The 13,229-nt window shown below is 60.6% G+C and carries 10 protein-coding genes; 4 read left to right on the top strand and 6 right to left on the bottom strand.

Annotated elements, in window-relative coordinates:
* The first annotated feature begins 98 nt into the window (after positions 1-98).
* Together C5L12_RS11015 and C5L12_RS11010 are read left to right on the top strand one after the other, a co-directional pair.
* A complete protein-coding gene (locus tag C5L12_RS11015) occupies positions 99-1,022 on the top strand; it encodes a LysR family transcriptional regulator (protein ID WP_105372095.1) in 924 nt (307 codons plus the stop codon).
* A gap of 53 nt (positions 1,023-1,075) precedes the next feature.
* Positions 1,076-1,312, top strand: a complete 237-nt coding sequence (locus tag C5L12_RS11010) for an Lrp/AsnC ligand binding domain-containing protein (protein WP_105372094.1) — start codon at positions 1,076-1,078, stop codon at positions 1,310-1,312.
* Positions 1,313-1,365: 53 nt separating this feature from the next.
* Here the strand turns inward: C5L12_RS11010 and C5L12_RS11005 are convergent, their stop codons facing one another.
* From C5L12_RS11005 to purU, 3 genes are all read right to left on the bottom strand, one after another.
* Positions 1,366-1,563 (bottom strand): hypothetical protein, encoded by a 198-nt coding sequence (locus C5L12_RS11005; RefSeq protein WP_105372258.1) that lies wholly within the window; start codon positions 1,561-1,563, stop codon positions 1,366-1,368.
* A 424-nt stretch (positions 1,564-1,987) separates the two neighbouring features.
* Positions 1,988-4,633, bottom strand: coding sequence for an aminotransferase class III-fold pyridoxal phosphate-dependent enzyme (locus C5L12_RS11000; RefSeq protein WP_105372093.1), 2,646 nt, complete (start codon positions 4,631-4,633; stop codon positions 1,988-1,990).
* An 85-nt stretch (positions 4,634-4,718) separates the two neighbouring features.
* Positions 4,719-5,603 carry a formyltetrahydrofolate deformylase gene (gene purU / locus C5L12_RS10995; protein WP_105372092.1) on the bottom strand — a complete coding sequence of 295 codons (885 nt, stop codon included), beginning with the start codon at positions 5,601-5,603 and terminating at the stop codon, positions 4,719-4,721.
* A gap of 317 nt (positions 5,604-5,920) precedes the next feature.
* Between purU and C5L12_RS10990 the strand changes: the two genes are divergently transcribed.
* Entirely contained in the window at positions 5,921-6,970 is a 1,050-nt protein-coding gene (locus tag C5L12_RS10990; RefSeq protein ID WP_245422840.1) for a glycoside hydrolase family 5 protein, read from the top strand.
* A gap of 43 nt (positions 6,971-7,013) precedes the next feature.
* Positions 7,014-8,888: an alpha/beta fold hydrolase gene (locus C5L12_RS10985; protein WP_245422839.1), complete on the top strand. Its 1,875-nt coding sequence runs from the start codon at positions 7,014-7,016 to the stop codon at positions 8,886-8,888.
* Here the strand turns inward: C5L12_RS10985 and C5L12_RS10980 are convergent.
* From C5L12_RS10980 to C5L12_RS10970, 3 genes are read right to left on the bottom strand one after another with little or no spacing between them, the layout of a single operon-like run.
* A complete protein-coding gene (locus tag C5L12_RS10980; protein WP_105372090.1) occupies positions 8,856-11,285 on the bottom strand; it encodes a glycosyl hydrolase 2 galactose-binding domain-containing protein in 2,430 nt (809 codons plus the stop codon). The genes C5L12_RS10985 and C5L12_RS10980 overlap by 33 nt on opposite strands.
* The gene (locus C5L12_RS10975; protein ID WP_105372089.1) at positions 11,282-12,265 is read right to left on the bottom strand and encodes a DUF1839 family protein; all 984 of its coding nucleotides are present in this window, start codon (positions 12,263-12,265) and stop codon (positions 11,282-11,284) included. The genes C5L12_RS10980 and C5L12_RS10975 overlap by 4 nt, the downstream gene beginning before the upstream one ends.
* A gap of 4 nt (positions 12,266-12,269) precedes the next feature.
* Entirely contained in the window at positions 12,270-13,181 is a 912-nt protein-coding gene (locus C5L12_RS10970; protein ID WP_105372088.1) for an amino acid--[acyl-carrier-protein] ligase, read from the bottom strand.
* Between the last annotated feature and the right edge of the window lie 48 nt (positions 13,182-13,229).

Here is a 13,229-nt window from a genome sequence, read left to right as displayed (position 1 = left end):
ATGGAAATGTCCGGAAGTGGCGCTTCAGACTCTTTACAGAGGCTCTTTATCCATGAATATCGACATGTTCTCAACAGGTCATTCGCTGGAGGAATGACATGCTGCCGCCCCGGCGCTTCCTTCCCTCGTTTTCTTTGCTCGCAGCGTTCGAAGCGGCGGCCCGCACCGGCAGCGTCACGGCGGCAGCCAACGAACTCGGCCTCACCCAGAGCGCCGTCAGCCGCCAGATCTCGGCGTTGGAAAAGCAACTCGGCGTGGCACTTTTTCTTCGCGAGCGCCAGACAATCCGGTTGACGCTTGCCGGTGACGGGTATGCCCGAGAGGTTCGCGAAGCGCTGCGGCGGATTTCGAATGCCTCCCTGAATCTCAAAGCCAATCCATCCGGCGGTACGCTCAACCTTGCCATCCTGCCGTTCTTTGGTACCCGTTGGCTCACTCCGCGGATTGCGCATTTTCTCGAGGCCCATCCGGGCCTGGTCGTGAATCTCATCACCCGGCTCGAACCCTTCGATTTCCGTTTCGATACGCTGGATGCCGCGGTCCACTTCGGCGGGGCACGCTGGCCGGGCGCTGCGCTCACCTTTCTGATGGACGAAGCGGTGCTGCCGGTCTGCAGTCCGGAATTCAAGGCCCGACATGAAATCCAGGCGCCCGGGGATGTGTTGAAGGTGCCGCTGCTGCATCTCAATACGCGCCCGGACGCCTGGGAGCTGTGGTTTTCCCAGAACGAAATCCCGTTCGAAACCTTGCACGGAATGCTGTTCGATCAATTCATGCCGATGGTCGAGGCTGCGTCGGCCGGCCTCGGCGCGGCGCTCCTGCCACGCTTCCTGATCGACCGGGAACTGGAGCAAGGGCTGCTGGTGCCGGCCGCCAAAGGCCGGGCTATGGAAACCGGGCAATATTATCTTGCCTATCCGCCCGACCGCGCCACCTATCCTCCGCTCGCCGCGTTCCGCGACTGGATACTGCAGGAGATCCAGGCGGACCGGCTTGCGAACGGCAACCGCATCGGCCAATAGTCGGATATGTGCCATCACGATCGCAAAGACGATCAACCGACGGGAAGACGTCCATGAAGCCCATCTTCGTGCAGCTTCGCTGCAAGCCCGGCCAGACCTATGAAGTCGCCGACGCCATCTACAAGACGGAACTCGTCTCCGAGCTCTATTCGACGAGCGGCGACTGGGACCTTCTGCTGAAGATCTACATCAAGGACAGCGACGAAATCGGGCGGTTCGTCAACGAGAAAATCGCGTCGATACCCGGCATCGAACGTTCCTTGACGACAATCACTTTCACTGCCTTCTAGTACGCATGAAAAAGCCGCCCGGAGGCGGCTTTTGAAGGTGCTTAAATCAAATTTCAGACATGCGCCGTCGGCGCCGCGTTGCGCGAACGAACAAGGTCGCGAATGGCAAGGCGCACCTCGTCGGCAGAGCCAAAGCGCTGTTCGTCGAGATCGATGACGTGGAATTTCACGGCGATGAACTTCAGCCGATCTGCGTCCGGAATGACAATACCGACGGGCTCGCCGCCGAATTCGATAACTTGCTTCTGCATGGCAGACTCCCGCATTGACTGCTTGATAGGCAGCTCTGGCGAATGAAAATTTTCAGGAATGATGGAACTGAAAGCGTTACATTCGACAGCACGGAAGGGAGCGGCGATCCGTGCCAATCATGTTGGACGCATCCTCACCGAAGGCGGCGACGCGGACGAATTTATACATGTCACTCTCCCTCACGATGTTGCGTGCAAAACCGATCGGACTCACCGATCGAACGAAAACCGTCTGTAGCAAAACCTGACAGCGCGATCAACGAAAATCGGTATAACTAGAATTTTTTTCCGATCGATGACAGGAAGAAGGCGGAATTGTGAAATTTCATTCGCATATTCGCGACCTGCGTCCGTCTGCAATTAAATAGGTGGCGTCCCGGCCTGCGCAAGGCGGAGCAGCGGAAATTTCCATTTCGGTAAGCTGTCAATTTTGCGCGAGAGCGGTCTCGAGCCGCTCGAGCAGTCGGTCGGCGCTGTCGCGGGCAAAGCAAAGCGGCGGGACGATCAGGAGCGAAGCCGGCGCTTCGGTATTCGCCAAGACGCGCTCCCTTCGCAGTAGCGCCGTTATCTTCTCGGCGAGTTCCTCATTCTTGAAGTTCAGGGCAAGGCATAGGCCACTGCCGGTTACATCCTGGATTGCATGATGACGGCGCGCCAGCTGCTCAAGGGCTGATTTCAGGTGGTCCCCGACAAGCCGGGCATTGTCCCGCAAGTCCTCTTCCGACCAGATTTCCAGCATGGCTGCGGCGACCGAACAGGCAACAGGGCTCGGCTTTTCCATGCTGTCGTCTGGGGCGGGCGCGAGATTTTCGCGAGCGAAGCATACGGCAATATCTTCTCCGGGAAGTCCTGCCACCAGTATGTCGGGCGACAGTCCCAGTGCCTCGTATCCCCAGAGATGGCGGCCGGATCTGCCCCAGCCGGAGCGCGTTTCGTCGATGACAAGCAAGCCGCCATTGCGTCGAAGCGCCTCCAAGATCTCCGGAAGGCCGTCGAAAGGCTGCGTGTAGCCAGCAAGCAGCAGACCGGCTTTGTCCCCCGCATCCAAAGAATCTATCATGCCTTGCACGCCGCCGGCACTGTTTATCGCGGGATCGTGGGTTAATCCCGAAACTCCAGTGAGACTGACGATCTCGTGTCGGCCGGTATGGTTGCGCGTGAGCGCCAAGGCGTAATGAAATGCATCACGCCGCCCGCACAGGACATATAAGTCATCAAGCCCCGTTGGCGCGAGCGCCTTCAGGCGCTGGGCCAAAAGCTCTGCCGCTTCGGATGGCTCGGAAGAGGGCCCATTCAGCAGCAGATGCTGGCGATAACTCGCCGCTGCGACGCGCGGGTGGCTGTGGCCGATCAGCGATGCGTCTTCCCGCAGATCGAGCAGGCAGCGGCCCGCAGCGTCGAAAAGATGCTCTTTCCAGCCGCGGACCGGTTTGCTCAGGTGGACGGGTACCGGTGCATCGGTGACGACTCTCAGGAGTGCTGCCGGCGAGGGGCATAGCCTGGACCAGGTGCCCACCTTCTCCGCCGTACAGAAGAGCGGCGGCAGGAGTTCGGGGTCCCGGCAAAAACGTAGACGCAGCCCGCCAACGGAATTTTCGGCGCCGGCAACGGCACCGATCGGGTCGCCCATACTGAGCTCGTTGCCGTCCGGAAGCGCGCAGTCCAAACCTTCCAGATGCAGTGCAAGGCTTGCTCCCGAAAGAACGATCCGCGATCCGACGCTTTTCAACGTTCCGGCAAAGGGCGCCAGCGCCGGCGTTCCTGCTGGCACGCAAACGTCCACGTGGAGCGCGAAGTTTTCCGGTTCCTGCCGCGGGTCCGCAAGGCTCTTCGAAAGACGATATTCGCCGTAGCGCGTGCTGCAGCGCCCGGTTTCCCTGGCGATGCGGGCGAGCATTTTCCAATCGTTTTCCGGGTCGATCCAGTTGCCGCCGTAAAGCAGAGGACTGGTGACGCTGAGATCGACGGTCCGGATCGTTTCCGGATCGATGTCCGGCAGCATGGGGATCATTTCCGGCAGCGGATTTGTCATGCCGGTCGCCTCGAGAAATGCTGCAAACACCAGCGCCGGAGAGATTGCTGTTGCAGCGCGCAGCACGGCTTGCCGTTTTTCCGTTTCCTCCTTTGCCTGCGGATCAGCGGGCCGCTGTGCCAGTTTGCTCTCGGCTTCGGCCGTCAGAATTCCCGTGCGGGCGACGACCAGCGGCCAGAGTGCTTCGATCTCCGTGAGAGTGAGCGGATAGAGGTCGTGATAGGCGCGAATGGCCGGTAAGAGTGCCAGGGCATCACCGTCCCGATTTGCCAACAGGAATGCGCAGGTATTTGCCAATCCCGCAACAAGCCAGCTCTTGGCGATTCCGGTAAAATCCGTTACGCCGGTCGGCAGCCAGCCGGCCTCCGTCGTGTTGCCCACGACGGTTCCGGCATCCAGGTTCTGGTGGACGGCCGCGATCCGCAGGCTTGGGCCCAGCGGCTGGATGCGCCTCAGCGCCGTCACCATGGCCTTGGCAATAACGTCGCGTGTTTCCTGATCGGTTACTTCAGCCAGGAGCGTTACCGTCTGCGGGCCTGCCTTTCGCAGATCGCTCTCCGGCTCACGTTCCAACAGCGGATTGTCAAAGCCTTCGAGGCTTCTGGTGAGTGCCGCCGAGATCGATCCGAAGGCGGCGATCGCTTTATCCGACAACGTGTCGTCCGCAGGCAGCGGAGCACCCTCCAGAAAGGTCAGGAGACGCAGGCGCCTGTCTTCTCCTTCAAGCGGTAGCACAACCGTGTCTGCGCCGTCTTTGGTAAGCACCGGCTCGGGAACCAGCGGGCCGTCGGTGCCGCGCAGAATATGCCGCATCAGCGCGTGTTCGGCCTCGATCTCCGGAAGGGGGGCATCGGCAGGCGCCGTCTTCAGGAGATAGCGCATATGGCCGTTGTCGATCAGGAAATAGGGGTTCTGCCGCCCCTCGATCGGAAATACCTGCCCGGACAGCCCGTAGTGTTCCCGCAAAACTCCCTCTACCGTCTCGATCGCAAGATCGGTTGACGACGCGTCGGTGAGTTCGGGCATGCCGTCGGACATAAGCCTCTCCGGAAGGGGCGCTCCCGAAGAGGATAGAGCGGCGGAACCGCGCGTCCATAGGCTCTCGGCTAGTTAGCGCGCTGCCTCAGCCCATTCTCTCGGAAGCATAGGAGCCCGGGCTCGGCGGGAAGACGACGGTGCGGTTGCCGTTGATAAAGGTGCGGTGGTGGATATGGGCGTGGATGGCGCGGGCGAGAACCTGGCTTTCCACGTCACGGCCGAGCGAAACATAATCGTCCGGGCTTTGCGCGTGGGTAATGCGCACCGTGTCCTGTTCGATGATCGGTCCTTCGTCGAGATCGGCTGTGACATAGTGAGCGGTCGCGCCGATCAGCTTCACTCCACGCTGATAGGCCTGTTTGTAAGGGTTGGCGCCCTTGAAGCTCGGCAGGAAGGAATGGTGGATATTGATGATCCTCCCAGACATCTTGGCGCAGAGCTGGTCGGACAGAACCTGCATGTAGCGGGCCAGCACGATCAGTTCGGTGCCGGTCGACTCGACGACATCCATCAGCTGGGCTTCCGCCTTGGGCTTGTTATCCTTCGTCACCTTGATGTGGTGGAAGGGGATGTCGTTGTTGACCACCAGTTTCTGGTAATCGAAATGGTTGGAGACAACGCCCACGATGTCGATCGGCAAGGCGCCGATCCGCCAGCGGTAGAGCAGGTCGTTCAGGCAATGACCGAAGCGCGAGACCATCAGGAGAACCTTGATGCGGTCCTCCGCATCGAATATCTCCCAGTCCATCTCGAACCTGTCGGCGATCGGTTTGAAGCCCTCGACGAGTGCCGGGCGCTCGGCGCCTTCTTCGGACAGAAAGCTGACGCGCATGAAGAATTTGCCGGTGTCGAGGTCGTCGAATTGCGAACTGTCGATGATGTTGCAGCCCATCTCGGCCAGGAACCCGGATATCGCCGCCACGATGCCGCGCGTCGACTCGCACGATACCCTCAGAACATAAGTCTTCATCTAGATCTCCCTCCTCCGTCGCTGCAGGCTATTCGTGTATACACAAAACATTCCCTAGACAATATTTCGCCCCAAGTTCGAAAGGAAATTTGGTTGAAATCATGGCAGGGCTGATATGGTCATGTGTACATAGAAGCCGTTTTGAGCCAAGCGGCGGATATTTTTCGGTTGCCTTGAACTTAAGGCCGGCTGCCTAAAATTCCGTTCCCTTTGCGTCGTCCGGGCGCGTATCGCCGCCGTCTTGCTGTTTCCAGGCAACCATTGGCATTTGCTAAAGGTTCTGATGCCATGTTGCCCGAACTAAGATGGAGGAAGGCGTGGAACAGCCGCTTCGACAAAACCGGCCCTCCGGCTTGCACGTGCTTGGTGTTCTCGTCTGCTTCACGATTGCCGCCGGGTCGGCCAAGGCTGAACCGCTGTGCTTGCGAGGGGTGAATCTCGCCGGGGCGGAATTCGGGGAGCTCGGCGCCGAGTACGGCGCCGGATACGTCTATCCTTCCAAGGAAACGATCGATTATTTTGCTGGCAAAGGATTCAACACCGTCCGGTTGCCGTTTCTGTGGGAAAGGCTCCAGCCGGAGCTCCACGAACCTTTCGATGCGGCCGAGTTCAAGCGGCTGTACGATACCGTGATGCTCATTCGGGCAAGCGGCATGGCCGTCATTTTGGATCCGCATAATTATGCCCGCTTCCGAGGGAATTTAATCGGATCTGAAGCCGTCCCGCAGAGCGCTTTTGCCGATTTCTGGCGTCGTCTGGCCGCCGCCTTTGTCGGGGTGGAAGGCGTTGCCTTCGGGTTGATGAACGAGCCTTACGGGATTTCGGCGGAAGATTGGCTGTTTTCGGTGAACGGTGCGATCGCCGCGATCCGCCAGACAGGCGCCGGCAACCTGCTGCTGGTTCCGGGTACGGCCTGGACGGGCGCCCACAGTTGGACGATGGGCGACTACGGCACGCCCAATGCCTCGGTCATGCTCGGGGTCGAGGATCCGCAGGACCACTATGCCTATGAACTCCATCAATATCTGGATGCGGACTTTTCCGGAAAGAAGTCCGAGTGCTCGCGGGTCGCGGACGCCGTCAAGGCGGTGAAAGATGTCGCCGGCTGGCTGAGGGATCATGGCCGGAGAGGTTTTCTCGGCGAGTTCGCCGCACCCGCCAGTCCGGAATGCCTGACGGGGCTCGCCGATATGGTGAGGACAGTCGAGCAGAATGCCGATGTCTGGCTCGGCTGGTCCTATTGGGCTGGCGGCGATTGGTGGCCGGAGGACGAGGCGCTCAACATTCAGCCGACAAAGGAGGGTGACCGGCCGCAGATGCAGGTTCTCTCGAGCTTCTTTTCGGAACAAACCGGCTGCAATCGCTAAAAGTTCAGATAATTGCTTAAGCCTACATAAGCGAGCTTGGGTTATGCGTCGAAAGGATGATCTGGAGATTGCCAAGACGACCATGATGGACGCAGAGAAGACAGCCCGGCTGGAAGTGCAGGCATCGCCGTTGCAGCCGCGGCAGGCCGCCGAGTCTTTCACCTTCGGCAGCACGGTCGGCCTGTTTGCGCCCCCGTCACCGGATACAGCGGTTTCCGGCCTCGCCGTCCTCTTCGCCAGTCCCTGGGGTCTTGAGGAGATGTGCACCCGGAAGTTCTGGCGCATCATTTCTGAAAAACTCGCGGATCGCGGCATTGCGAGCCTTCGCTTCGATTATCCTGGAACAGGCGACGCGCTGGATGGAAAGGATTTTACAGAAGGCCTTTCCGTCTGGTCCGATAGCCTGATTGCCGCAGCCGGGCGGCTCAAGGTGCTTTCCGGCTGTGAGCGGATCGTCGTTGTGTCGCAAGGCCTCGGCGCAGTTGTCGCCACCGCTGCCGCGGGGCAGATCGAGGGCCTGGAAGCGATCGCCTATCTTGCACCGGTCATATCCGGCCGTCTCCATCTCCGGGAGCTTGCCGTCTGGTCAAAGGTGGTGGACGAGAACCTTGGTCTTTCCGAAGCGCAGCGTGACAAGTCGGGCGTCTCGATTGCGTCGCTGACAATGCCGGCTGAAATTGCCGACAACATCCGCAAAGTCAATCTGATGGCGCTGGAGCGGGCACCTGCGATGCAGGCTCTGGTGATCGGCCGCGCCGACCGGCCGGCGGACCGGGAATTCGCCTCGCGCCTCGCGACACTTGGCGTCACCGTTACCGAACAGGCTTTTGACGGTTACGACAAACTTGTTTCCAACCCGGCAATTTCGAAACTGCCGCTGACGGTGGCAGACAGGCTTGTGGACTGGATCGCGGCTATCCCCATTCCGGAGCACTTGGCGACGTGGCCTCAACCGGTCATCGTTTCGCCGCTCGCCGGTGACGGTTTCGCTGAAACCCCGGTCCGTTTCGGGTCGAACAACCGGCTCTCCGGTATCGTCTGCGAGCCGCTGCACGAGCGCGGCGCTGCGACGGTGCTGTTCCTCACTTCGGCCTATGACCGCCATGCCGGCTGGGGACGCACGACGGCGGCGATGGCGCGGATGCTTGCCCGATCCGGTATCCCCTCCCTCCGCTTCGATCCCGCCAATGCCGGCGACAGCCCCCCCGTGCCCGGCCGTCCGGAACAGGTCCTTTATCATTCCACGCAGAACGGCGATGTATCGGAGGCGATTGATTTTCTTGAAACTCGTGCATTGGCGCCTGTGATTGTCGCGGGACGTTGCAGCGGCGCCTATCTCGGATTTCAGTCAGCCCTGACCGACGCCCGCATCGCGGGCGGTGTGTTGGTCAATCCGGCCGTCTTTCGATGGCGCCCGGGGCGCTCGGTCGAGGATGCCATCGTCAACGGTACCCGCAGCCTCGATGATTACGGAAAACGGGTGCTGCGCGCCGAGACCTTCAAGCGGGTTCTTCAAGGTGACGTCGATCTTCGTGCGGCGATCCGTAATATTGCCAAGGCTCTTACCAAGCGGCTTTCCCACCGGATGACCCACGTTTTTCGGGATTTTACCTCAGAGGGGCGGGAGATCTATCGCGCTTTCGACCGGCTCAAACGCCGCGGCGTCCAGGTCTCGCTGATCTATAGCGAAAATGATCTCGGCCTCGACCACTACAATTTCTATTTTGGCCGCGACGGTGCGGGCCTTGCCCGGTTTCCCAATGTATCGGCGACTATCATTCCGGATGCGGACCACAATCTGACGCCGGATCACGCCCGTGACGTCTATCTACAAGCCGTGCAGCAATTGGCTTTTCGCCTTGCGCCGTCGGCCGGCACGGAAAAATCAGAAATATATGGGGCGGCGGCTGCCGAGTGAGCGGACGACACCCTGCGGCCGATCAACCGCAGTAACCTCTGCGACAAGCCGCACGCGTTTCTTATCGCCCGGCGCCAGATGGAACCAGTTGTCGGCAGCGCGGTAGCCTGGAACATCCAGATTGACCGACTGTGCGAAAAGGTCGGTTGCAAGTTCCAGCCAGCACCCTGAGGGATCCTCGACCAGCGCCGCGCTTATCTCGGCATCATGAAGTGCAGAGGGGCGTCCGAGCGGAAAATGAAAGGCCTCTGCGAGAATTGCACCTGTCTCGCCATGCCTCAATCGGGCCACGGTCACGTCGTGGGAGGGTGGTCCGAAGCGGTAGGCATAGCCGGTGTCGAAGAAGGCGCCGAAGAGGTCGGTACAGGCCAGGCTTTCGCTACCGCGAGCAGGCAGCATCAGCTCGCGGCGGCCGGAAACCACGGGAAGCTTGCCGTCCCGCAAGCAGGCAATCTCCAGACTTACGGGTAAGCTGCCTGGCATCTCGTTCAGGAGGTGAACATCGAGCCCATTCGTGCCCTCGTCGGTGAAGAGGACTTGAAGCGGCCGAAACGACCTTTTCAACGCGTACCAGGCCGGTTTCGGCAGACCGTCAACGCCGATCACGCCCCATCCGAGGCCTGGCATCACGTCCTGAAAGGTAAATACCACGGCACCGTTGCAGGTGGAGCCCGGCCGTCGCCATTCGGCAAAAGTAGCTTCCATCACCTCCCCGGTAACGACGCGGGAGAGCGTGAGATAGCGCTCAAAGTCATTCTGCCGAAGCTCCTGCGGGTCGACGGCGTAGAGATCGCCGAGATAGTGGTCGCGCACGTCCTCGAAATCCCAGTCGGCACCTCCGTCGCGAGGAATGCCGGCCTTGCCGCCGGCCAATGTCTCGGTTCCGGAAAGGTTGGAAAAGGCCAGGCATTCGGCGGCAAAGCGCACATTCGCCCGCCGCGCATCTTCGAGCGGGCGCTTATAGGCGCCGACGCCGTAGTAATGCGCGACACCGGCATTGGGATGGAAGGGCAAAGCTCCGCTGGAAGGGGAATTAGCCACATAGGGCAGGTCCGGCCGGTATTGAGCGGCGAGCTCTGCCAGAATCTCTTCGCAGAACGCTCCTTTCCAGATGCGCTCCGGCAGACCGAGCATGGCCCCCTGCTGATAGATTTCACTGCCGCCGCAAAGGATAGCAAGCGATGGAGACGCTTGTGTCGCGTTCAGGAACTGGGAGATTTCCTTTTTCACGTGAATCACGAAATCCGGATCGGTCGCGGGATAATCGAAATTGGCGAACATGAAATCCTGCCAGACCAAAAGCCCGAGCTCGTCGCAAAGCGCGAAGAAGTCACCGCTCTCGTAGGCCGCGACGCCAGGAATACGGATCATGTTCATGCCCGCATCCCTCGCGAGCCTCAGCCATGGCTCATAGGCGGCGCGCTCGCCCGGCAGTTTCACGATGTCGGCTGTCGTCCAGACGGCTCCGCGGCAGAAAATCTTCTCGCCGTTGATGAGGACCGCGAAGTCATTGCCATCGGTGCCGCGATCGACTGTCATGTTTCGAAAGCCGGTTCTGGCAAGCAACGTCGCCTTTCCGTCGATCTGCAGGGTGACGTCGTAAAGCGCAGGCTCACCATGGGTATGCGGCCACCAGGGTTTTGCGTCAGGCAGACGAAGTTCGGCTGAATATCTTTCGTCGGCGAGCGAAAACTCGGCCTCTCGGCCGTTGCAGATCAGACGGAGATCGCGTGCCGGGCCCTCATAGGAAAAGGCGACCCTGAGGATGCCGCCCTCGTGGCTGACGAAGTCCGTGGCGATCGAAAGGTCGGTAAGGCAGTCTTCGCCCGGCCTCACCAGCGACACCGGTCGCCATGGACCGACGGCATGGATTTCGGGGCACCAGCCGGGCATGAAGCCCAGCGAGGTGGTGCGAACCAGCCGGAGGCCCTGATTGTTCATGAGCCTTGGGCGCCAGCGGGCACGCGGTCCGGTTTTGTCCAGATGCGGTTTCAGCGCGCGAAAACAGATCGACAGGGTCTCGCCGCCGGTCAGCTCTACCGGCACGTTGTAACTTTCGAACATGCTGTCAAACGAGAGGACCAGCCGATCACCGAGATAAACCTCCCCCACCGTGGCGAGGCCGTCAAAGCGAAGGATTGCGGTACCGGGTGCCTCGCCGGCAAGCGAGCGGCGATACCAGGCATCTTTCTCGATCAGAGGCTCCGGTTTATCGCGGTCGAAGCGACCGGCGGCTTCCAGAGCGGCCGCCGCCGTGCCCGGCACGGTCGCCGGAATATCGTCGAGGGCAGGCGGCAGATGACTTGGCAGTGAATAGGCGTCGCGCTCGCTCAAAAGCAATGACCAGCCCTCCGAAAGAAGACTGGTCTCAGTGCCGATCAGCGAAAGTGCGCTCACGCGGCCTCGCGGGTCTGGGCCAATGTCATGGCCAGTTCTTCCGCCAGCAGATCCCAGGCTTCGACGGCCGGATCGAGCGCCGTTGCCAGCGGGTCAAATTTCTTGCGGGTGACGGCGCGGGCAAGCTGGAATTGCGTAGACTTCGCGACTTCAGCAATTCTCAGCGCATGTTTTTCCGCCTGCGCAAAACCCTTGCTATTCAGCCAGTCGAGATGGCTAGCCAGAAGTTCGAAATTGGCCCCCACCTGCCTCAGCGTGTTGAAGGCATATTTGTGGAAGAAGCCGAAATCGCGTTCGGCCAGGCGCTCGACCTGGGTCGGGAAGACCTCGGCGAAAGCCCTGATCGGGTTTTGCTCCGGCCGTCTGGCGAAATGGTGCCGCAAGAGTTTCCACGCCGTCTCGCGCATGTCTCTGGCAGCCGGATAGGCCGCCGGAAACTTTGCGAATTCGGTATAGGGCAGGAAGGGCAGCGCCTCCGGGGCCGCATTCGTCTGGAACAGGCCGTCGAAATCTTCACTGGACAAATGGAAGAAGCCGCCGTTGTGAAAATAGTCCAGCTCGCGCTTCTCCAGATCGAGCCGGTTTACCGCCACCGTCGTCTTGCCATGCTCCTGGCGATAGGTCACTCCGCGCGTATCCGGCAGGAAGTAGCTGTCGAGCTCCAGCAGCGTCAACCGGCCGCGGCCGATTTGCTCGAGCACATGCCGCTCCGGCCTGTCGAAGATCGCCAGTTCCGTGACGCGGATGCCGTAAAGCGCTTCGAGATCCTCCAGCGGCACCTTGAAGAAGGTGAACTGGTCGCCCTCGAAGTCCTGGGTCAGTGTGAAGCCGAGCATGGCTTCCGGCGGCAGGCCCTGCGCCGAAAGTACCTCGATCCAGAGATCCACATAACAATTGGTCTCCGGCCAGATGCGCTCCGCCGAATGCAGCGCATGCGGCCTGTAGCTGGCCGGATCAAGACCGGCTAGAACTCCAGCCATGGCCTTAGCCCCACAGGGTGGCGCGGACGGATTCCGGCCACTCTTTCACGTCGAGACCGTGGGTGTGGAAGAGAGCGAGTGCGATCCGCTCCAGCCCGAAACCGACGCAGGCCGTGTGTGCGACGCTGCCGTCTTCCAGGTTCAGGCCCCATTTCAGACCGAAACTATCCTGATGATAGTTGAAGCTCATGCAGGCGGTCGGCTTGGCAACCGAGGTGATCGGAATCAGGAGCTCGAACTTGAGGTTCTGGTCGCGCTGGTTGTTGACCAGCATCTTGCCGGCGCGGCCGAAGAAGGGGTCGTTGGCGATGTCGATCGTCACCTCGAGGCCGACCGACTTCATCATCTCGACGCCGCGATCCATCCAGCGCTGGCGGAAATCGGTGACGTGTTGTTCCGTGCCCATGCAGACATATTCACGCATGCGGAACAGCTGCTGGCGGGCCGGGTCCTTGGAGGGCTCGTGGCGGAAGCAGTAGCTCTGCAGATCATAGAGAGCGCCGGACTTCGGCAGATTGCCGCGGCGGGCAACGGTCGGGTAGAGCGGATAGCAGGCGGCCGGCGTCAGCACGATATCGGTCGCTTCCTGACCCTTCGTCCAGTCTTCCTCGCCCACTTCCATGCATTTCAACAGGCTCATGTGGTCGAGCTCGTTGCCGCAGAAGGAATGCACCGTGCCGGCGAGCTGCGGGAAGCTCTTCATGTAGCCGCTCTGCTCGAAGAAGGCGCGGTTCATGCCGGGCGGAAAGCGCATGGCTTCCGCGCCGTCGGCACCACCGATCCTGTCGATCAGCCGCTCGAAGGCCGTAATCACATCTTCGAACTGGCCGCTGCGGCCATAAAGCCCGTCGACGCCGGTGTCGATCAGAAGGCCTGCGTCGAACAGGCGGTCGAGAAAGGAAACTTGCATATCCATGGCTTCACCTCATTCAATTCATTTGACGGGCAATCATTGACGGGTGGG

It is taken from the genome of Neorhizobium huautlense (assembly GCF_002968575.1).
Lineage (GTDB): Bacteria > Pseudomonadota > Alphaproteobacteria > Rhizobiales > Rhizobiaceae > Neorhizobium > Neorhizobium huautlense.
The sequence above is the reverse complement of the archived record's forward strand: the minus strand, read 5'-3'. Positions and strand labels throughout refer to the sequence as shown.